Origin of the sequence: Actinomadura harenae (assembly GCF_003696215.1) — a bacterium.
Taxonomy (GTDB): domain Bacteria; phylum Actinomycetota; class Actinomycetes; order Streptosporangiales; family Streptosporangiaceae; genus Spirillospora; species Spirillospora harenae.
Map to the genome: position 1 here is coordinate 57,470 of NZ_RFFG01000038.1, position 20,535 is coordinate 78,004.

The 20,535-nt window shown below is 72.8% G+C and carries 18 protein-coding genes; 4 read left to right on the top strand and 14 right to left on the bottom strand.

Going from position 1 to position 20,535, the window contains the following annotated elements; genetic code table 11:
• Positions 1 to 5 precede the first annotated feature (5 nt).
• The 3 genes from EBO15_RS21575 to EBO15_RS21585 all read right to left on the bottom strand — a co-directional run bounded on the left by EBO15_RS21575 (position 6) and on the right by EBO15_RS21585 (position 3,088).
• The gene (locus tag EBO15_RS21575) at positions 6 to 815 is read right to left on the bottom strand and encodes a Cof-type HAD-IIB family hydrolase (RefSeq protein ID WP_122196235.1); all 810 of its coding nucleotides are present in this window, start codon (positions 813 to 815) and stop codon (positions 6 to 8) included.
• 153 nt (positions 816 to 968) lie between these two features.
• Entirely contained in the window at positions 969 to 2,228 is a 1,260-nt protein-coding gene (gene serS, locus EBO15_RS21580; protein WP_122196236.1) for a serine--tRNA ligase, read from the bottom strand.
• Between the two features lie 59 nt (positions 2,229 to 2,287).
• The gene (locus EBO15_RS21585; RefSeq protein ID WP_199744719.1) at positions 2,288 to 3,088 is read right to left on the bottom strand and encodes a class I SAM-dependent methyltransferase; all 801 of its coding nucleotides are present in this window, start codon (positions 3,086 to 3,088) and stop codon (positions 2,288 to 2,290) included.
• Between the two features lie 78 nt (positions 3,089 to 3,166).
• On the opposite strand from EBO15_RS21585, the gene EBO15_RS46850 reads away from it, so the two are divergent.
• Complete coding sequence (locus EBO15_RS46850; RefSeq protein ID WP_147481598.1) at positions 3,167 to 4,435, top strand: FUSC family protein; 1,269 nt, start codon at positions 3,167 to 3,169, stop codon at positions 4,433 to 4,435.
• A gap of 8 nt (positions 4,436 to 4,443) precedes the next feature.
• Here EBO15_RS46850 and EBO15_RS21595 read toward each other — a convergent pair whose 3' ends face one another.
• The 6 genes from EBO15_RS21595 to EBO15_RS21620 form a co-directional block, all read right to left on the bottom strand.
• Entirely contained in the window at positions 4,444 to 4,659 is a 216-nt protein-coding gene (locus tag EBO15_RS21595; RefSeq protein ID WP_122196238.1) for a hypothetical protein, read from the bottom strand.
• A 191-nt stretch (positions 4,660 to 4,850) separates the two neighbouring features.
• A complete protein-coding gene (locus EBO15_RS21600; RefSeq protein WP_147481599.1) occupies positions 4,851 to 6,779 on the bottom strand; it encodes a carboxypeptidase-like regulatory domain-containing protein in 1,929 nt (642 codons plus the stop codon).
• 88 nt (positions 6,780 to 6,867) lie between these two features.
• On the bottom strand, positions 6,868 to 8,859 hold the full coding sequence (locus EBO15_RS21605) for a carboxypeptidase regulatory-like domain-containing protein (RefSeq protein WP_122196240.1): 1,992 nt from the start codon (positions 8,857 to 8,859) through the stop codon (positions 6,868 to 6,870).
• Between the two features lie 88 nt (positions 8,860 to 8,947).
• A complete protein-coding gene (gene pheA, locus EBO15_RS21610) occupies positions 8,948 to 9,883 on the bottom strand; it encodes a prephenate dehydratase (protein ID WP_122196241.1) in 936 nt (311 codons plus the stop codon).
• A 116-nt stretch (positions 9,884 to 9,999) separates the two neighbouring features.
• Positions 10,000 to 10,461 (bottom strand): DUF4446 family protein, encoded by a 462-nt coding sequence (locus EBO15_RS21615; protein WP_122196242.1) that lies wholly within the window; start codon positions 10,459 to 10,461, stop codon positions 10,000 to 10,002.
• On the bottom strand, positions 10,461 to 11,996 hold the full coding sequence (locus EBO15_RS21620; RefSeq protein ID WP_233616344.1) for a glycosyltransferase 87 family protein: 1,536 nt from the start codon (positions 11,994 to 11,996) through the stop codon (positions 10,461 to 10,463). Before EBO15_RS21620 ends, EBO15_RS21615 begins: the two co-directional genes overlap by 1 nt.
• 82 nt (positions 11,997 to 12,078) lie before the next feature.
• On the opposite strand from EBO15_RS21620, the gene EBO15_RS21625 reads away from it, so the two are divergent.
• Positions 12,079 to 14,352 carry a hypothetical protein gene (locus tag EBO15_RS21625; RefSeq protein WP_122196244.1) on the top strand — a complete coding sequence of 758 codons (2,274 nt, stop codon included), beginning with the start codon at positions 12,079 to 12,081 and terminating at the stop codon, positions 14,350 to 14,352.
• Here EBO15_RS21625 and mptB read toward each other — a convergent pair.
• From mptB to EBO15_RS21640, 3 genes are all read right to left on the bottom strand, one after another.
• Positions 14,264 to 15,913, bottom strand: coding sequence for a polyprenol phosphomannose-dependent alpha 1,6 mannosyltransferase MptB (mptB, locus tag EBO15_RS21630; RefSeq protein ID WP_122196245.1), 1,650 nt, complete (start codon positions 15,911 to 15,913; stop codon positions 14,264 to 14,266). The genes EBO15_RS21625 and mptB overlap by 89 nt on opposite strands.
• Positions 15,910 to 16,644 carry a glycosyltransferase family 2 protein gene (locus EBO15_RS21635; RefSeq protein ID WP_122196254.1) on the bottom strand — a complete coding sequence of 245 codons (735 nt, stop codon included), beginning with the start codon at positions 16,642 to 16,644 and terminating at the stop codon, positions 15,910 to 15,912. The genes mptB and EBO15_RS21635 overlap by 4 nt, the downstream gene beginning before the upstream one ends.
• 189 nt (positions 16,645 to 16,833) lie before the next feature.
• Positions 16,834 to 17,169: an STAS domain-containing protein gene (locus EBO15_RS21640; protein WP_122196255.1), complete on the bottom strand. Its 336-nt coding sequence runs from the start codon at positions 17,167 to 17,169 to the stop codon at positions 16,834 to 16,836.
• A gap of 268 nt (positions 17,170 to 17,437) precedes the next feature.
• On the opposite strand from EBO15_RS21640, the gene EBO15_RS21645 reads away from it, so the two are divergent.
• Positions 17,438 to 17,809, top strand: a complete 372-nt coding sequence (locus EBO15_RS21645; protein ID WP_122196246.1) for a hypothetical protein — start codon at positions 17,438 to 17,440, stop codon at positions 17,807 to 17,809.
• A gap of 31 nt (positions 17,810 to 17,840) precedes the next feature.
• Here EBO15_RS21645 and EBO15_RS21650 read toward each other — a convergent pair whose 3' ends face one another.
• Both EBO15_RS21650 and EBO15_RS21655 read right to left on the bottom strand, forming a co-directional pair.
• On the bottom strand, positions 17,841 to 18,956 hold the full coding sequence (locus tag EBO15_RS21650) for a sensor histidine kinase (protein WP_122196247.1): 1,116 nt from the start codon (positions 18,954 to 18,956) through the stop codon (positions 17,841 to 17,843).
• Positions 18,953 to 19,726: a response regulator transcription factor gene (locus EBO15_RS21655; RefSeq protein ID WP_456047877.1), complete on the bottom strand. Its 774-nt coding sequence runs from the start codon at positions 19,724 to 19,726 to the stop codon at positions 18,953 to 18,955. The genes EBO15_RS21650 and EBO15_RS21655 overlap by 4 nt, the downstream gene beginning before the upstream one ends.
• A 206-nt stretch (positions 19,727 to 19,932) precedes the next feature.
• Between EBO15_RS21655 and EBO15_RS45410 the strand changes: the two genes are divergently transcribed.
• Positions 19,933 to 20,535, top strand: a 603-nt coding sequence (locus EBO15_RS45410) for a hypothetical protein (RefSeq protein ID WP_199744720.1), incomplete at its 3' end; no start/stop codon positions are given.

Consider the following 20,535-nt stretch of genomic DNA (forward strand, 5'->3'; position numbering starts at 1 on the left):
GCGGGTCAGACCTCGGGGAAGAGGCGTTCGAGGACGCGCGCCACGCCGTCCTCGTCGTTGCTCCCGGTGGTGTCGGTGACGGCCCGCAGAACGTCCGGGTGCGCGTTGGCCACCCCGAACGAACGGCCTGCCCAGGTCAGCATGGGCAGGTCGTTCGGCATGTCCCCGAAGGCGACGATCTCCCGGGCGTCCAGCCCGAGGTCGCCCGCCAGCTCCGCGAGCGCGGTCGCCTTGGTGACGCCGTGCGCGCTCATCTCCAGCAGCCCCCGCCCGGACGAGTGGGTCACGGTGACCAGGTCGCCGACCGCCCGCTCGGCCCGCCGCGCCAGGCCGTCCGGCTCGCTGTCCGGATGGAAGGCCAGCAGCTTGATGCCGGGACGCGCGATGAGCTCCTCGCCGTCCACCGGGCGTCCCTCGATCGCGTCGGCGTCCCAGCGGCCCAGGTTGTAGCGCGCCTCGAACACGAACCCGTCCGGGTACTCGACCGCGAACCGCAGCTCGGGATCGGCGGCCCGCAGCCGCTCGACGACCTTCGCGATGACCTCCGGCGTGATCACCGTCGCCCGCAGCACCGCCTCGGTGTGCAGGTCGTACCGGACGGCCCCGTTCGCGCAGATCGCGACGCCCCGGTGCCCGACCGCCTCGGCGATCTCGGTCATCCACCGCGGCGGACGCCCCGTCACCATCACCAGGGTCGCCCCGGCGCGCTCCACGCGCCCGAGGGCCTCGACCGTGCGCGCCGACACCGTCCCGTCGGACCGCACGATCGTGCCGTCCAGGTCGGTCGCGATCAACCGGGGCGTACGAACGGCCATGTCACCTTCCACGATCAATCCCGCGGCAAGATCCTCCCCCACGGACCCCCGAGCTTAAGCGACCCACCCCCCACTCCCGCCACCGCCGTCCCCGCGTCCGGAAAGCGAAGAAGCCCGCCCCCTGTGCTGAAGGAGCGGGCTTCTGGTGGTTTGTTAGCGCTTGGTGGGTTCGAGGACCTCAAGGCCGATGAACTTCTGGAGGGCCTTCGGGACGCGGACGGAGCCGTCGGCCTGCTGGTGGTTCTCGAGGATGGAGACCATCCAGCGGGTGGTGGCGAGGGTGCCGTTCAGCGTCGCGACCGGGCCGCTCTTGCCGTCCTCGTCGCGGTACCGGACCGACAGGCGGCGGGCCTGGAACTCGGTGCAGTTGGACGTCGAGGTGACCTCGCGGTACCGGCCCTGCGACGGGACCCACGCCTCGCAGTCGTACTTGCGGGCCGCGCTGGTGCCGAGGTCGCCGGCCGCCACGTCGATCACCCGGTACGGGATCTCGACCTTGGCGAGCATCTGCTTCTCCCAGTCGAGCAGGCGCAGGTGCTCCTGGTGCGCGTCCGCCGGGTCGCAGTAGGAGAACATCTCGACCTTGTCGAACTGGTGCACCCGGATGATGCCGCGGGTGTCCTTGCCGTAGGAACCGGCCTCACGGCGGAAACAGGACGACCAGGCCGCGTAGCGCCGCGGCAGCGCGTCGATGATCTCGTTCATGTGGTACGCGGCCAGCGGCACCTCGGACGTCCCGACCAGGAACAGGTCGTCCTCGGGGAGCTGGTAGACCTCGGCGGCGTGCGCGCCCAGGAAGCCGGTGCCCTCCATGGCCTCCGGCTTCACCAGAACCGGCGGGTACATGGGGACGAAGCCGTTCTCGACGGCCTGCTCCATCGCCAGGTTCAGAAGCGCGTACTGGAGCCGCGCGCCGACGCCGGTGAGGTAGTAGAACCGCGCGCCGGACACCTTCGCGCCGCGCTCCATGTCGATCGCGCCGAGCGACTCGCCGAGCTCGAGGTGGTCCTTCGGCTCGAAGTCGAACGCCGGCACCTCGCCCACGTGCTCGAGGACGACGAAGTCGTCCTCGCCGCCCGCGGGCGCGCCCTCCTCGACGAGGTTCGGGACGACGCGGAGCACGTCGTTCAGCTCGCCGCCGAGCCGGTCGGCCTCGGCCTCGGCGTCCTTGACCTGCTGGGCCAGCTCCTTCGCGCGGGTCAGCAGCTCCTGCCGCTCCTCGCCCTGCGCCCTGGAGACGGACTTGCCGAAACTCTTCTGCTCCGCCCGCAGCCGCTCGAACGAGGACTGCGCCGAACGGCGGCGCTCGTCCAGGTCGAGCAGGGTGTCGACGACGGTCTCATCCTCGCCGCGGGCGCGCTGGGACACGCGCAGCCGCTCGGGATCCTCTCGAAGAGCTCGCAGGTCAATCACAACCCCGAGGCTACCGGGCCCGGCGCGTCCGCCGCGCGGCAATATGCCCCCAAGGACGATCAGCGCGTGCCGGTGGCGAGGAGGGCGTTGGCGGGAAGGGCCACGCGGCCTCCGGACGTGGCGTAGCGGGTGGCGAGGCGATCGTAGGCGGTCTTGATCCTGGTGACGGTGGGGGCGTCCTGGCGGGAGACGATGACGCCGTTGGTGCCGATGCGGGCGAGGGCGCCGGTCGTCCACCAGTCCTCGGCGTCGACCTCGTGCAGCCAGCGGAGTTCGGACGCCTCGCCGTCGGCGAAGCCCGCGTCGCGGAGCAGGGCGCCGAAGGGGGCCGGGCGTCCGAGATCGGCGAACGGGGGCGTCGGGATGTCGTCCGGGACGGCGACGCCGGCCTCCTCGATGGCCTCGGCGACCAGGGACAGCGCCCCGGACGGAGGCATCTCCCAGCAGGTCAGGGCCAGTCTCCCGGCCGGACGCAGGACCCGCGCGAACTGCCGAACGGCCTCGTCCGGACGGCTCACGTGGTTGATCGCGAAGTTGCCGACGACGGCGTCGAACGACGCGTCCGGGAGGGGAAGATCGGGAAGGATCGCCTCGCGGACGTCCAGGCCGGGGACGTTGGCGCGGGCCGTGGCGGCCATGCCGGGATCGGCGTCCAGCGCGATCACGTCCGCGCCCCGGCGCATCGCCTCCCGGGACACGATGCCGGGCCCGGTGCCGACGTCCAGGACACGCGTCCCGGACGTGACGCCCGCCGCGTCCAGGAGAGGGCCGACCGACCACGCGGTCATCCTGGCGAAACCGCGCTGGTAGGCGTCGGCCCGTCCGTCCCACAGGTCTCGTTCGTAAGTGTCGAAGTCCACGGACACACCGTAGAACGCGGCGAAGACTTTGCCCGCAGACGGTCGAACGAGGACGAACCATCACCTTCAGTGGAAAGCGTGAGGAGCGTGGTCAGCTCCCGGACGCGAGTGGCGACGCTGGACGCCGTCCGGCTGACGGTCATCGCGGTGATGGCGTATGCGCTGGCGCGGTGGCTGCAGCCGCGTGGCGCGCCGTTGCCGCTGCTCGCGCCGCTGACGGCACTCCTCGTCGTCCAGGTCTCGGCCCTCCGGACGCTCCACTCGGTGTGGCAGCGCGTCCTCGCCGTGGCGTTCGGCGTCCTGACGGCCGTGGCCCTCGCGCAGTGGCTGGGCTTCTCCTGGTGGAGCCTCGGCCTGGCGATCCTCGCCGGACTGCTCATCGGCTTCGGGCTGCGCCTGGGCGACCAGGCCCTCGAGGTCCCGATCAGCGCGATGCTGATCTTCTCCCTCGGCGCCGCCAACGAGGGCGCCGCCTGGGACCGCATCCTCGAGACCCTGATCGGCGCCGCGGTCGGCCTGACCGCCGGACTCGCCTGGCCGCCCGTCCGGATCGGCGCGGGCCGCGAGGCGCTCGCCGACGTCGGGCACAGGCTCGGGCACACCGTCGACCGCATGGCCTCCGATCTCCGCGGAGACCCGGGTGTGGACCACGCCGAGAACTGGCTCTCCGACACCAAGCAGATGCTCCGCGAGATGACCCGGACCGACGAGGCCATCGGCCAGGCCGAGGAGAGCGTCCGCCTGAACCCGCGCGCCCTCACCCTGATCGACGCCGGCGTCGCCCTCCGCGACGGCCTGGAGATGCTGGAGCACTTCGACGTCTCCCTGCGCACCCTGACCCGCGCGATCGTGGACAGCGTCCGCACCGAGGAGGAGGACGACCACGTCCTGTCCGACCCGTCCGTCCGGACCCGCCTCGCGGACGTCCTGGACGAACTGGCCGAGGGCGTCCGCGTCTACACCGCCCTCGCCGTCGCCGACCTCACCCGCGACGCGGCGCCCCGCGACCTCGAACGCCGCCTCGACGCCCTCGTCGCGTCCGCCGGCGAGGACCGGCACCGCCTCGCGGAGCTGCTCACCGAACGGGACCGCGGCGTCCGCCAGCGCACCCTGTACGGCGAGATCCTCATGCACATCGACCGGCTGATCAACTACCTGCACCCCGAACACCGCGAACGCGCCCGCCGCCGCTGGCGCAACCGCGACCTCGCCGCCCGCCACCTCCCCGAACGCCCCGCCGACCTCGTCCGCAAGACCCGCCGCGGCGTCCGCCAGGCCTCCGCGTCCGCCGGCAAGGCCGCCCGCGACAACGCCGCCACCTTCGACGACGAGGACCCTCAGAAGTGACCCGCCCCTCAGCCCTCGCCGAACACCTCGCCCAGCGTCTCCGCCTGAACCGCCCGCGCCGCCCAGAGTTCCAACGTCTCCATGTTGGTGCATGCGGTGACGCGCTCCCGCACGGCGTCGGTCACCTGGAACCCCCGCGCCTCAAGAATGATGAGCAGCGCCCGCTGCCCACCGTCGGCGCGGATCTCCTGGAAGAGTCTGTTGTTCTTGATGATCGTGCTCACAATCTGCCTCCAGGGCGATCCCTACGGGACTGACCACGCGACAAGTTACCGAGCAAGGTCGAGCGATTACTTAAGGTTCGAGATTTGGGTGTGCGAAGGTGCGTTCTGTTCGAACAGGAGTGTCCGCTCAGTAACGGCAGCGGCCGGGAAGGTGGCGTGAAACGCCACCTTCCCGGCCGTGGGAACGGTGATCAGCGGACGTCGACGTAGTCGCCCGCGCTCCAGATTCCCAGGTAGGTCGAGCTGCCTGCGTAGGCCGCGGCCCAGGTGCCGTCGGCGGACGCCTTGAAGGCCTTGGTGAAGCGGCCGTTGCGGTCGGACTTGGTGGTTCCCATGGCCTTCCACTTGGTGGAGCCCTTGGGCTTGAAGTAGATCGTCAGCGCCGCGCCCGCGGCGGGCTGCCAGGCCCCGGTGAATTTGGTGATCTTCCCCTTCACCGTGAGGGTGCGGCCCTTCTTCACGGGCTCCGGTGACGCGTCGAACGACGTGATCGCCGTCTTGTACTTGGTGTCCACGTAGAAGGACGCCGTGGTCGACGGGTCGTCCCAGGAGCCGTGCGACGGGGTGTTCCCCTCGAACCGGGCGCGCCAGTGGCCGTCGGCGGACGCCAGGCCGGAGACCCTGAACCGGCCGTTCGCGTCGGTGCTGGCGTCGCCCTTGTTGACCCAGTTCTTGCCGTCGGCGGAGAACTGGAGGTGGACGAAGCCATTGCGGACCGGAACCTGCGCGGACGGGGCGTTCCTGCGGACGACCTGCCCGGTCATCGTGACGGACGAGCGGTAGGCGGCCGGGCTCGCAGGCTTGCCCACCGCGAGGATCTGCGTGGCGAAGTCCGCCCGGATGTCGGTCCGGGCTGAACTGTCCCAGTAGTCGGGGTCGATGAGAGCGGGGTTGAACCGGGCGATCCAGGTTCCGTTACCGGGAACGGTGGCGTTCACGCTGTAGCGGCCGTTCGCGTCGGTGACGGCCGACCCGGCGGGAATCTCCTTGCCGGGGACGGCTCCGTCCCAGAAGAAGAGGGAGACGGTGCGGCCCGGGAACGGCCGCCACCCGGCGAGATCGGCGACGTCCAACTGGCCGGACAGCTTGATCGTGTCGCCGGCGTGCGCCTTCGCCGTGCTCGCGGTGATGATCATCCGCGTGTTGACCGGACGCCGCTCCACGGCGAGCTGCGCGCTCGCCTCGGCGTAGTCGCCGTGCTCGAGGGCGACGACCCCGACGTGGTCCTGGGTGGCCTTCACGTTGAGGGAGAACGTGCCGTCCTCAGCGGTGGTGGTGCGCGGGGCGCCGCTGCCGACCGTCACTCCGGACAGCGGCTGCCCGGCGGGGTCCACGACCCGGCCGGTGATCGTCGCGTCCGGGTGGTTCACGTCGGTCCAGGTCGGGTCGGACCGGAGGTCCACGAGCCGCTGGACCAGCTTCCGGCTGATGACGCTGGTTCGCGTGGTCCTGACGTCCCCCTGCTCGTCCCAGGCGGAGATCGCGACCTCATAGTCGCCTACGGGTGGGTCGAAGGCGGCGGCATAGTCCGAGCGGGTGTAGGTCGAGTACTTCAGGGTGGAGCGCAGGGTCGGGACGACGTCCTCACCGACCTGCTCGGCCGTCCCGCGTCGGTAGAGCCGGGCGACGATCTTGCTGACGGGCCCGGAGTGCGCCACGACCGTCGTGATGGTGAACGCCGAGGTCACGGTCCTGACACCCAACCCGCTGACCGTGAAGACCCCGGCCGGGGAGTCGATGAAGGCGGCCTGGGGAACGTCGAGGCGGCCGCCTGACGGATCGCTCACGGTCAGGTCCAGGTAGGTGCGCCCCGGCTTCAGGTCCGTCGGGCTCTGCCGTGCCCAGACGGCCCCCTGACCAGGGATTCCGTAGCCGAACGGGACATCCGGGACGACCGCGTACGGCTCGGTCGCCCCCTTGAGACGAAGCCGGAACTCGACCTTGGCGTCCGCCGTGGCCGACAGCAGCCGGACCTGCGGGGTGGCCTTGCCGTCCTTCACGGTGATCGACGCGTCGGCGACGATCGGGGCGAAGGCGGCCTCCGCGGACGCGGGCGAGGCGAGCGGCAGCAGAGCCACGACGGTGAACAGCGACACCAGGGCCGCGAGGGTTCTTCGCAAGGGACGGTCTCCGTGGTCACGTGAGTGAAGCAAGCAGAGGACGCGCAAAGGTCAACACGGGTTTACCTCCGCGCGCCGCCCCTTTTTATCAGCGGACGTCGACGTAGTCGTCGGGGCTCCAGGTGCTGAGGTAGGTGGGGCTGCCGGCGTAGGCGGCGGCCCAGGTGCCGTCGGTGGTCGCCTTGAAGTTTCTGATGAACCAGCCGTTGCGGTCGGACTTGGTGGTGGCCATGGCCTTCCACTTGGTGGAGCCCTTGGGCTTGAAGTAGATGGTCAGCGTTGCGCCGGTGGCGGGCTGCCAGGTGGTGGACTGCTTGGTGATGCGGCCCTTCACCGTGAGGGTGCGGCCCTTCTTGACCGGCTCCGGGGACGCGTTGAACGACGTGATTCGCGTGGCGATCGCGGTGTCGACGAAGACCCGGCCGCTCGTGGACGGCTCGTCGAAGGCGTACGGGCCGCCTGCCGGGGGGACGGGCAGCCGGCTGTACGGGCCGTCGTAGCGGACCTGCCAGTAGCCGTCGCGGGCGGCGGTCTTCGTCGCCGTGAAGCGGCCGTCCGCAGTGGTCCGGACGCTGCCCTGGTAGACCCACTTCTTGCCGTCCGCGGCGAAGAGCACCGAGACGTCGCCGCCGCCGACCGGGGTGAGCGCCGGGGACGCGTGGGACCGGACGACGCGTCCGGTCAGGGTGGCCTTCCCATGGGCGGCGACGCGGGGCGTGGTGGTCCGGAAGTCGACGACCGAGGTCCGGTAGGACGCCTTGATGTCGACCACCTCGACCGCTTTCGCGAAGTCACCCGCGTTGGGGTACGCGTGCGCTGTCCACCGGCCCCAGCCGGGGACGGTCACTTTGGCCGAGTAGCGGCCGTTCGCGTCCGTGAACACCGTGGCGACGTCCATGGAGGTCGTCCGGGTGTCGTAGTCCTCGTAGTCGATGGTGACGGACTTGCCGGCGAGGGGCGCGTATGCGCCGGGCGTCGTCTGGCGCTCCAGGGTTCCGGACAGGGTCACGGTGTCGCCGACCCTGACCAAATCGGCGCTGGACGTGAGGGAGATCCGTGATGGGATGCTGCGGCGTTCGAGCGGGACGGTCGCTTTCGTCCCGATGTACGGGCCACGTCTGGAGGCGGTGATCCGGACGGGTGCGTGCTGGGCGGTCAGCTTCAGGGTGAACGTGCCGTCGGCGGCGGTCGTCGTTGTGTTCTCGGTGCCGTTGACGGCGACGGTCGTGCCTTCGAGGGGCTCGCCGTCGGCGGAGACCAGCCGTCCGGTGATCGTGACGTCGCGGTGGTCGGCGTCGAACCAGCCGGGTGTGGCCTTGAGGTCCTCGATGCGCGTCGCGATGCCCTCGACGATGTGCCCGGACCGGGCCTGGAGGACGTCTCCCTGGTCGTCCACGGCGGTGACGACGATGTCGTAGTCGCCGACCGGGGGCTTGAACACGTCCTTCGCCTCGTAGTACGTCGCGCCCTGGGAAGTGGACCGGACCGACAGCGGGATCTCGTCCCCGACGGTCTCGTCCGACTGCCACTTGTGGAGCTGCGCGGTGACGCGGCCGACCGGCCGGAGATGCCGGACGGTGGCTTCCAGGCCGAACGCTCCCGACGTCTCGTACGGCTCGATCTCTCCGGTGGGCAGGAACACCTTGACGGAGAACTGGCTCGAGGGAAGGTCGGTGAAGGTCGCCGCCCGGACGGTCCTTCGGGCTCCCGTCGTGTCGGTGAGCTCCAGGTCCAGGTAGGTGCGGCCCGCCTTCAGATCGAAGGGGGTCGCCGGGTACCAGAACCCGTCCTGTTCGGTGCCAGCGGAGCGTTTGAGATCACCGTCGAACGCGTAGGTCTCGTCGCTGCCCTTCAGCCGAAGGGAGGCGGCGACCTTCGCGACGCCCGCAGACGCCGCCGCGTGCACCCTGATGGACGCGCGGGTGCCGGCCGGTTCCATGGTCGCCCAGAGGACGACCGGTCCGGTGGCGGTGGCGGCGGCGGGCCGGGTGGCGGCGGGACGGGTGGTGTCCGCCCAGGCGGGGGTCGCGGCCGGGACGAGGACGAGCGCGACCGTGATCGCGGCGAGGTGGAGGCGCAAGGGGGGTTCTCCATGGTCGTTCTGGGCGAGCATGGAGGGGACGCGCGGAGGTTAGCGGAGGTTTACCTTCGCGTCGGGGTTTCCGCGGTCAGCGTTCGGTGGCGCCGCAGCGGATGGTGGCGAGCCAGGCGGCGGCCTCGGTGAAGTCGTGGTCGTGGGTGCCGCGGCGGATGTCGGGACGGATCTTGTCGGCGCGGGTGTAGGAGCCGAGGAAGCGGACGTCGGAGCAGATGCGGCGCAGGCCCATGAGGGCCTCGCCGACGCGGGACTCGAAGACGTGGCCCTCGAAGTCCATCCAGAACAGGTAGGAGCCGAGGCCCTGCCCGGTCGGGCGGGACTGGATGAGGGACAGGTTGATGCCGCGGACGGAGAACTCGGTGAGGATCTCCAGGAGGGCGCCGGGGTGGTCCTCGTCGAGGAAGGCGACGACGCTGGTGCGGTCCATGCCGGTGGGCGTCGGCGGGGAGCACGGGCGGCGGAGGGCGATGAAGCGGGTGACGGCGTCGGAGACGTCGTGGATGTCCTCGGCGAGGACGTCGAGGCCGTAGCGGGCGGCGGCGAACGATCCGGCGAGGGCCGCGTCGTAGTGGCCGTCGGCGACGTGCTGGGCGGCCTCGGCGTTGGACGTCGCGGCGCGCCATTCGGCGTCCGGGACGTTCGCGGCGAGCCAGCGGCGGCACTGCGGCTGGGCGTGCGGGTGGGACGCGACGGTCTTGACGTCCTCGATCGCGGTGCCGGGCCGGACGAGCAGGGCGAACGAGACCGGAAGGTGGACCTCGCCGACGATCTGGACGGGGTCGCCGGTGGCCAGTTCGTCCAGCGTGGTCGGGACGGAGCCCTCGACGGAGTTCTCCAGGGCGACGACGGCGCCGTCCGCCTCGCCGGAGCGCAGGGCGTCGAGGGCGGCGGGGACGGTCGCGAACGGGACGTGCTCGGCGCCGATCGCGCCGGGGAAGGAGCGCAGCGCGGCCTCGGTGAAGGTGCCCTGCGGTCCCAGATAGGCCCATTTACGCGGCTCAGGCACGGTTCTCGTCCCCCCGAAAAGCGAGTGTCCCGGAGTCAGGAGTGTACGCGCTGGGTGGGTGGGATCTCGGGAAACGCGTGGTGAGCGGGTGGGATCTTGGTGTGCGGGCGGGGGGATCAGGTGTGCGCGCGGGTGGTCCGTCCGGGATCGCCGAAGTCGGGGAGGGGGTCGTCCATGGTCACGACGGGGCCCTTGCCCAGGCGGGCGGCGCGGAGGGCCTGGTTCTCCTCCGGTGAGAGGGGCTCGGAGGGGTGGCCGTCCCGGATGGGCTTGGCGTAGGTGCGGGTCTCGGTGCGGCCGATGATGGAGCTGATCACGACCCCGTCCCCGGTGGCGTTGATCAGGGCGAGTGAGAAGGAGCGGTGGCCGGACATCTCCTTGAGCGCGTCGTAGTGCACGATCGCCAGGTCGCGCAGGGCCTGGCCGTCGACCGACCCCGGTCCGGCGGCCTGGAGCCGGCGGCGCAGCACCTCGGCGCACTCCTCGACCACCTGGTTGACCCGGTTGTGGGCCATGACGGCGACCGAGAGTCCGGCCACACCGGCGACGAGTCCGGCGATGGCAACGGCGGCAAGCATCACGGAGTGAGCGTACCGACACCGTCCGGAAGACGAGAGGGATCCTCGTGATCGCCGCGACCGGTCAGCCGGTTCACGAGCCAGACGCCGAGGACGGCCATGAGGGCGACCGCCCCGAAGCCGAACAGGTCGCGGATGATCTGTCCGAGGGCCTGGAGAACGAGCGGATGGGCGCGGCCGGTGAGGTGCGTCCCCCACCAGGGGACGGGGAGCAGGTAGAACAGCCAGACGGCGGCGGCGGCCAGGCAGCGCCGGGTGTCGCGGCCGTCCCCGACGAGGGCGCCCACGACGGGGATGATCCACACGAGGTGGTGGATCCAGCCGACCGGGGACAGCAGCACCGAGAGCAGGCCGGTGATCGCGACCCCGGCGAGCAGCAGGCTGTAGGGGGCCTCGCCGGACGCCGGGTCGGCGGCGATCATGCGGTCGGTGCCCCAGCGCCGGGACGGGTCGCGGGGCGCCGCGGGCAGCGCGAGCCGGTCCGCGGCGAGCGTCGACCGGCGGGCCAGCCGGAACCCGGCGTACGCGACGACGATCATGAGGAGGCCCCACAGCAGCGTCTGGACCGGGCCCTGCGGGATGATCCGGGCGACCCAGCCGTTCAGCGCCTGGTTGGTCGTGCCGTTCACCGCGCCGGTGCGGTCGCCGCCCTGGAGCAGCGCGCCGAACCAGTAGCCGGCCGAGTCCGAGGGCAGCCAGGCGAAGGTGAACAGGGTCGCGGCGGCGGCCGTGAGCAGGGAGTTCAGCGCGGCCTGGCGGCGTCCGGTGATGAGGAAGTAGATGAGGAAGACGCCCGGCACGAGCTTGATCGCGATCGCCAGGCCGACGAGGACGCCGCGCGGCCAGTAGGCGGTGCGGGCCATCGTGTCGGCGAGGCAGAGTGCCAGGAGGAAGAAGCCGACCTGCCCGAACCGGATCTGGTCGTAGGCCGGGGTCAGCCACGCGCACGCGCCGAACAGGACGCCGAAGGTCAGCGGGGCCCAGCGGCCCGTCCGCGCGATCAGGTCGCGGAACGCGTACCGGACGATCACGACGAGCGCGACGTACTCGAGGATCGTCCAGGTCCACTGGGCGGCCGTCCAGGACATCAGCGTGAACGGGACGGCGAGCAGCGCCGGGAACGGCGGGTAGGTGAAGGGGAGCAGCTGCGGCGGCTGGGTCAGGACGTCGTAGAGGTTGGCCTGCCGCAGGACGGCCCGGCCGCCCTCCCGGTACACCTCGAGGTCGACGAGCCGCTGGTCGGGCGGGTTGCCGAGCCAGCGGACGACGATCGGTGTGATCGCCGCCACGGCGACGAGGATCCCGGCGGCCAGGATGAGCCAGTCCACAGTGGTGCGCGGCCGCCGCTCCCCGGTGACGCCGGACGCACCCTTGCCGGATGCGCCGGCGCGGCCGTCCGCGCGCGCGCCCCCGTTGCGGCCGCCGTCCTCAGCGGCGGCCTCGTTCACGGCAGTCGCCCCCACCGCCGCACCCCCGTCCAGGGCCGACGCGCGCCGCTCGGGCGCGACGTCACCCGTCCCCATGGCTCCTCGCATGTTCACATCCTGTCCTAAAGGTGCCACTACCCTGGACGACATGGGGCTACCGGGGGCGAGACTCCGCACACCGCGACCGGCCGTGGCCGCTGTCCTGCTGGTTCTCGCCGCGATGGGCCTCCTCCTCGGGGTTCCCGCGCGGTCGGCGCAGGCGGCGGAGCCGGGCGGGGGTCCGGGCGCGCCCTCGAACGCCGCCTCGAACGCGCCCTCGAACGCGGGTAAGGCCGCTCCCGGCGGACGCGTGGTGCTCGTCGGCGTGGACGGCCTGATGTGGACGGACGTCACCGCCAGGAACACCCCGACGCTGTGGCGCCTGACGGGTCAGGGCGCGGCCGGTGCGATGACCGTCCGGGCGACCAAGCCGTACACCTGCCCGACCGACGGCTGGCTGACGGTGTCGGCCGGGCAGCGGTCGGTGCTGAAGGACGCCGACTGCGTCCTGCCGTCCAATCCGGTGCTGCCGGGCGCGCCGGTGCCGTCCGGGTCGCCCGCCCCGGCGCAGGGCGGCGCGCTGGCCCCGGGCTGGCCCCGGATCGTTAAGGACAATTCCGACTCGTCCTATCACTCGAAGGCCGGGCTGCTCGGCGAGACCGCGCACCAGGCCGGGATCTGCACGACGGCGGTCGGGCCGGGCGCGGTGTACGGCCTCGCCGACTACTCCGGACGCGTCGACCACTACGTCGGCGGCGTCGACCGGGCGGCCCCGGACGACTGGACGCGCTGCCCGCTCACCGCCGTGGAGATCGACGACGTCTTCCGCGTCTACCTCACGGCCGGGGTGGACGCGAAGGGCGTTCAGGTGCCCGTCGGCCAGGACGACCGCGCGCGCGCCGCGGCGGCGGCCGACCGGCGGGTCGGGCAGGTGCTCGCGAGCGTCCCGGCGGGCACGACCGTCCTGATCGCGGGCATGTCCGACAACGGGCCGAAGCCGCACCTGCGGGTCGCGCTCGCGACCGGGCCGGGCTTCACCGGGTCGTCCTACCTCACGTCGGACGCGACGCGGCGGAAGGGCCTGGTCACGCTGACCGACGTCACGTCCTCGATCATGAAGTCGCTGGCGGTGCCGGAGCCGTCCGACGCGGTCGGCTCGCCGTTCCGCACCCGGGCGACCGGCGACTCCACGGCCCGCAAGGTCGACGTCCTGACGGACGAGGAGGTCGCCGGGCAGGCGATCCGCCGCGCCCAGGGCGGCTTCCTGTCCACGCTGATCGTCGTGCAGCTCGTCCTGTACGCGCTCGCGGCGCTGGCGCTGCGGCGCCGCTGGGGCGGCGCGGCGGCCCGCGCCCGGATCCTCGCCGGGACGCGCGTGGTCGCGCTGGTCGGCGCGGCTGCCCTCGGCGCGTCCTTCCTCGCGGGGATCGTCCCCTGGTGGAAGGCCCCGCACACGACTCCGGTGCTGGTCGCGACGGTCCTGGCGATCAGCGCGGCGATGACGGCGCTGGCGCTCGGCGGCCCGTGGCGGCGGTCGGTGACGACGCCCGGCCTGATCGTCGCGGGCATCACGGCCGCGGCCCTCGGCCTCGACGTCATGACCGGCTCCGCCCTCCAGATGAACTCGTTCCTCGGCTACACGGCCGTCGTCGCCGGGCGCTTCTACGGCTTCGGCAACCAGGCGTTCGCGCTGTTCGCGGCCGCGGCGGTGCTGTCGGCGGCGTGGCTGGCGGCCTACCCGCTCCGGCGGGGACGGCGCTGGGCGGCGGCGCTGGTCGTGGCGGCCGTCGGGCTCGCCGCGATCGCGCTGGACGGCGCGCCGGGCTGGGGCGCCGACTTCGGCGGCGTCCTGGCGATGGTCCCGACGTTCGCGCTGCTCGGCCTGATGGTGTCCGGACGGCGCGTCTCGGTGGTGCGGCTCGGCCTGTTCTGCGCGGTGGGCGCGGCGGCGGTTCTGCTGCTGTCCTACCTGAACTCGCGCAGCGCGCACCCGACGCACATGGGCAGGTTCTGGAACGACCTGACCGGCGGCGGAGCCTGGACGGTCATCACCCGCAAGTTCGACTCGATGGTCGGCGGCCTGGCGTTCTGGCCGGTCACGCTGCTGGTCGCCGCCGGGATCGTGTTCCTGTTCCTCGTCCTGGCCCGGCCGGGCCGGTACCGGCGCACCTCGCTGCTGACCCGCACGTTCGCCCGCTCGGAGACGACGCGCCCGGCGCTGATCTGCGCGCTCACCGTCGGCGTGATCGGCACGCTGGTGAACGACTCGGGCATGATCATCATGATGGTGGCGCTGGCGCTGACCGTGCCGCTGTTCGTCTCCGTCGCCGTCCGGGCTACGGAGCTGGACGACGCGGACGCGGGCCCGCGCGAAGACCCGTCCACAGAGCCCACGCCGTCAGAGCCGTCAGCAGCACCGGAATGACCCCGGACCGGACGACGCTGATCAGCCAGTGCAGGTCGTCCGGGAGCCCGGCGGGCTCGGGGCCGCGCGCGGGCAGGTAGGCGAGCGACAGCGCCGTGGTGTGCGCGAGCAGCAGCAGGTCGAACCGCGACCACGGAAGCAGCGCCAGGACGGCCCATCCGAACGCGTCGTACCAGGGCAGTTCGTAGGGGGCGGCGAGCAACCAGGCCAGCACCAGCGCCGCCGCGACGGCCCGCGCCTCCGCCGGGCGCTCCTCCAGGCCGTCCGGCCGGGGCAGGACGCGCGCGAGCGCCCACGCCAGGACGGCCCCGAGCACCACCCAGCCGATCTTGACGATCGTCCGGAGGCCGGGCAGGTGCAGGACCGCGACCAGGTGCCAGGGCGTCGCGAGCGAGATCATGCGGCTGGCCCGGTTGACCTGGTCCAGCGAGTGCGGCCCGGCGAGCGCGTAGGTGAGCGCGACCGTCGCCGCGGACCCGGCGAGCAGCGCCGCCAGGGTCCACCGGGCCGACCTGTCGGTGCGGACGCGCCGGAGCAGCGTCCAGGCCGGTCCTCCGCCGACGAGCGCGGCGGGCAGCTTGATCGCCGTCCCGACGCCGATCAGGACGCCCCCGAGGAAGGTCCGCGCGGGACCCTCGAAACGGGGCGCGCCCGCGGCCGCCCGCGTGCACAGGACGAGCCCGGCGATCATGGGCGCGGTCGCGAGGACGTCGTTGTGCCCGCCCCCGACCAGGTGGAACAGCATCAGCGGATTGCACGTCCACAGGAGCGCGGAACGCAGCCGCCCGGCGCGGTCGCGGGCCGTCCGGTAGAGGAGCAGCCCGGTCAGCCCGAACGCCAGCAGGTTCTCCAGCGACAGGACGAACACCGTCAGCCGCACCGAGTCGCCGCCGATCCAGGACGCCAGGACCTGCCCGGCCGTCGCGACCGGCCCGTACACCGACGGGGTCGTCCGCCACTCCTCGGCCGCGCCGATGACCGGATCGTGCGGGACGTCCGCCGCCGTCGTCGTGTACGGGTCGTGCCCGGTGGCCGCCATCCGGCCGTAGGACGCGTAGTTCAGATGGTCCGCCGACCCGGACGGCGGCAGGAACGCGAACGCCGCCGCGACCAGCATCCCCATCGCGACCAGCGGGAACGCGCGCATCCGCCATCCGCGCCGGACGGCCGTGAAGCACGAGAGGAGCCCGGCGGCGCCGATGATCGTCGCGAACGCGACGAGCCCGATCACCAGGGAGGGCGACGGGTGGACGGTCAGCGAGAACGGCGGCCGTCCCTTGGGGCCGGACAGCGCGGGCTGGAAGACCGACGGCCCCAGCAGGGCCGTGACCAGGAAACACGCCAGTGAGACTCCGACCCCGGCCAGCCCGGCGATCCCGAGCCCGCGTCCCGCGTCCGGCTCACGGGCACCGGGCGCGTCGCCCGGCGCGGCGCGGCGCGCGGCGGGTCGTCCGTCCGAGGCGGCGAAGGCGCCGCCGCGCGGACCGGCCGTGTCTGCCGTGTCGGACGGGACGTCCCGGTGGGCCGGGCGGCGATGCTCGGCGGGGTCGGCCGGCTTCACGGGCGGCGGAAGGCGCGCAGCCGGTCCAGGCGGGTCACGACGGCAGGCTCGCGGACGGCGAGGGCGCGCGCGACGTCGCGGAACTGCCGGGCGCGGTGCACCTGGGCGTGCCAGTCGGTGCCGGTGGCGCGGTGCGCGAGCGGCACCTCGACCTCGGTCACCCGGAACCCCGCGCGCAGCAGGTCGATGGTCAGCGCGGTCTCGACGCCGAACCCGGCGGCGAGCGGACGCGCGGCCTCGAACGCCGCGCGGGTCAGGCAGCGCTGCCCGTTCAGCGGCTGGGTCGCCGTCCAGCCGGTCGCGCGGCGGATGCCGTCCCGCGACAGCCGGACGACGAAACCGTGCCCGCCGAGCTTCACCGTCGTCGAGAACACCGCGATCGTCATGTCCGCCTCGCCCGCCCGGACGGGCTCGACCAGCGGGGCGGCCTCGGCGGCCGTCCCGGCGAGGTCGGCGTCGAGGAACAGCAGGTGGCGGGGCTGGTCACGGCCGTCGTCCAGCAGCCGGACGGCCTCGGCCCCGGTCTCCATCGCCGCGCCCTTGCCCCGGTTGCGGCTGTGCCGGACGACCCGGGCGCCCGCGCGTTCCGCGGCCTCGCCGGTGCCGTCGGACGACCCGTCGTCCACGACCACCACCAGGTCCGCGCCGGGCAGCCCGAGCGCGGCCTCGACCGTCGCGCCGATCCGGTCGGCCTCGTCCTTCGCGGGGATGATCACCGCTACGTCCTGCATGGGCCCGATCGTAGCGACCGCCGCGCCCGCCACGCCGGAACCCGGGACCACCGGACGAGCCGACGTCCCACGGCGCCGCCTCGACGGACGGAACCGTCCGGAGCACCACAAGCCGGACGGTGCGCGGGCGCGCAAAGGCCGGACGGCGCGGTATGCGCCGTCCGGCCGGGCGGTCAGGTCGTGGGACCGTCAGAGAGTGTCGAGGGCGGGCACGGCGTCCACCACGGTGAACACCGTGTCGAGCCCGGTGACCTGCAGGATGCGCCGTACGGCCGGGCGCGGTGCGGCCAGTTCCAGCGCGCCGCCCTGCTCCTTGAGCCGCTTCATCGCGGACAGCAGGACGTTCATGCCGGTCGAGTCACAGAATTCCACGCCGCTCAGGTCGACGGTGATGCGGTCGGCCTGGTCGCGCAGCAGGCCCGCGAGCGCGGCCTGCAGACGGGGCGCGGTGTACAGGTCGAGTTCGCCGGTCGCTGTGACGACGGCGTGACCTCCCTGAGATGCGGTCGAGACATTGAGCTCCACGACGGGCACACTATCGGGCGAACGGCCCCCGGGCCAGGGAGTTGGCCAACTCCTCGTGTCGCGTGGGCGTGTCCCGCGCGCCGCGACGGTCCGTGGCGGATCGGACGACGGGGTGATACTTCCGAGATGTCAGGAAAGTTCTCGCGGCAGGCGCCGGATCTTGCGCTTCTTGGCCGTGTCCGGACCCTGGATCTGCGCCATTCACCCCCCGCGACCTCGCCTTTTGGGGGACCGTAGGACCGTGGCCGTGCGGAGGGGGTGTGCCACGATGAGGACCCGGCAGGGTGTGGATCCCCGCGAGCTGAGGCTCCGCGACCGCCTCGAGGTCATCCGGGCGCGATCGGAGAAGTCCAACTCCTGGCGCTCGGCCACCCAGTACCTCGGCCGCCTGGTGAACCGGTCCGGGTTCGTCCCGATCCGCACCCGGCTGTCGCGCGAGGACCTGACGTTCCTGTCGGGCGCGCGGGACGAGGTCATGATGTTCACCGAGCTCGCGCTGCGCCTGGCCGACCTGCACCGGCCGCAGGACGCGGGCGGCATCACCAGCGACCCGAACAACCCGATCCAGCGGTGCCGGGCCTGCATGTGGCGCTGGCCATGCCCGACCTTCCGCGCGATCGAGGAGTCCCTCGACCAATAAGGCCCCACACCTGTGGCGGTGTCGGCCGGTGTCAGGCCGTGACGGGAAGGCTCACCTCGAAGCGGCAGCCGGGGCCCGCGTTGCTGACGCCGATTCGGCCGGAGTGCGCCTCGACGATGCCGCGGGCGATCGCGAGGCCGAGGCCCCCGCCGCCGCCGGGGGTGCGGGCGGCCTCGCCGCGGAAGGCGACGTCGAAGACGCGCGGGAGGTCCTCGGCGGGGATGCCGCCGCAGGCGTCCGCGACCGTGACCCGGGCCTCGCCCGCGACGAGCTCGGCGGAGATCTCGATCGTGCCGTCGCCCGGCGTGTGCCGGATCGCGTTCACCACCAGGTTCCGCAGGGCACGGCCGAGTTCCGACGCGTCCACCTGGACGGGGCCGCCGGCCGACACCTCGCCGTGCAGCCGGACGCCCTTCGCGCTGGCCAGCGGCTCGGCCCCCGCGACCGCCTCGGCGACCAGGTCGGCGAGCCCGACGCGCTCGCGGGACAGGCGCAGCGCGCCCGCGTGGATCCGGGACAGCTCGAACAGGTCGTCCACCAGCTCGGCCAGCCGCTCCACCTCGACGCGCATGCGCCCGTGGTAGCGGTGGACGGTCTCCGGATCGTCGACGACCTTGTCCTCCAGGGCCTCGGCCATCGCGCGCAACCCGGCGAGCGGGGTGCGCAGATCGTGGCTGACCCAGGCGACCAGCTCGCGACGGCTCGCCTCCAGGGCCTGCTCCCGCTCGTGCGCCTCGGCGAGCCGCGCGCGGGCCGCCTCCAGCTCGCGGGACAGCTCGGCCAGCTCGGCGGGCAGCCGGGCGGCGGGCGGCTCGAACGGATCGGCCCGGACGGCCTCCACGAGCACCCGGTTCGCCGCGACGAGCCGCCTCCCGAGCACCGTGGACACGGCGAGCGCCACCAGCCCGGCCGCCGACACCACCCACAGCACGACGGTCAGGTCGTGCTCGTTGAGCAGCATCATCAGCGAGATCACCACGATCCCGGACACCGTCGCCAGGACGGTCGCGACCCCGACGACGGTCAGCTGGGTCGCGACCGACCGTCCGCGCAGGAGATGCAGGGTCAGCAGGCCGGCGCCCGCGACGACCACGGCCGCCACCGCCGAGTACCAGGCGACCCAGACGAGATCGGCGAGAGGGATCATCCCCGCTCCTCCCCGTCCGGCCGCGGGTCGTAGCGGTAGCCGACGCCCCAGACCGTGACCAGGCGGCGCGGTGCGGCCGGGTCCGGCTCCAGCTTCTCCCGCAGGCGCCGGACGTGGACGGTCACGGTCGCGGAGTCGCCGAAGGACCAGCCCCACACCCGGTCGAGCAGCTCCTCGCGGGTGAACGCGCGGCCCGGATGGCGGAGCAGGAACGCGAGCAGGTCGAACTCGCGCGCGGTGAGGGTCAGCGGAGCGCCCGCGAGCGTCGCCGAGTGCGCGTGCGGGTCGAGCTCGAGATCACCGTCCCGGAGCGGACGTCCGTGCGCGGTCGGGACCACCGCGCCGCGCGCCCGCCGCAGCACCGACCGGACGCGAAGCGCGAGCTCACGCGGGCTGAACGGCTTGGTGACATAGTCGTCCGCGCCCATCGACAGGCCGACGAGCCGGTCCGCCTCCGCGCCGAGCGCGGTGAGCATGACGACCGGGACCGCCGTGGTCTCCCGAAGCCTCCGGCACACCTCCAGGCCGTCCATGCCGGGCAGCATCAGGTCGAGGACGACCAGGTCGGGCGGGTTCTCGCGGGCACGCCGGAGCGCCTGGCGGCCGTCGGCCACGCACTCGACGTCATGCCCGTCGCGGAGCAGGTACCGGGCGACGACCTCGGCGACCGTCGGATCGTCGTCGACCACGAGCACCCGTCCGACCACCTCCGGGTGTTCGGCGGCCGTGGCGTTGCGCCGGCCGGGGGCGGGGCGCGCTGGTGAGGTCACACGTCCACGGTAGGCGCGACGCGGGAGATCACGCCGTCGCGTCATCACTCCGTAAGAACTTCGGCCCGGGGGGCGAGGTGGGGTTTTTCGTGGGGAGCAATGGTGGTTTTAATGGTCGAATGCACCAGTCGACCCCCGCCATGCCTCCCGCATCCCCGTTTCCGCCACCGTCGCCGCGTCCCGGCCGTCCCGCAGGGTCGTCCCGGATGCTGCCCGCGATCCTGCTGACCCTGGTGGGCGGCGCCGTCGCCGCCATCGTCATCACGCTCACGAGCTACCTCGAGGTGCGCGCGATCAGGCAGGCCATCATGGCCGGCTCGCACGACGGGTTCCTGCTCTCCGAGAACTACCTGTACACGCAGTTCGTCCTGGCCGGGCTGCTCGTCGGGGTGCCGGTGCTGGCCGTCCGGTCGTCCAACCCGGTGCCGCCGGTGCTCGCGGCCGTCGCCTCCTGGATCGCGCTGCGCGTCGGGTTCGCGCTGGGCACCGTCCTTTATTACAAGGGCGACCACTTCAGCGACATCCTCTCGAGCTCGTTCAAGCACGTGACCGGCCGGGAGCTGATCACTCCGGTGCTGGCCCTGCTGGTGGCCGGGATCGGGACGCTGCTCGGGATGACGCGCACCCGGTCCGCCGCCGGTCCGGCGATGCCCGGGCCCGGTGGTCCCGCGGCCCCGATGATGGGCGCTCCCGGTGCGCCTGGTGCCGCCGGCGCGCCTGGTGCGCCTGCCGCGCCGCAGTGGGGGGCGCCGCAGCCGCCGCCTCCCGGCGGGCAGCCGTTCGGGACGCAGCCTCCCGGCCAGCCGTTC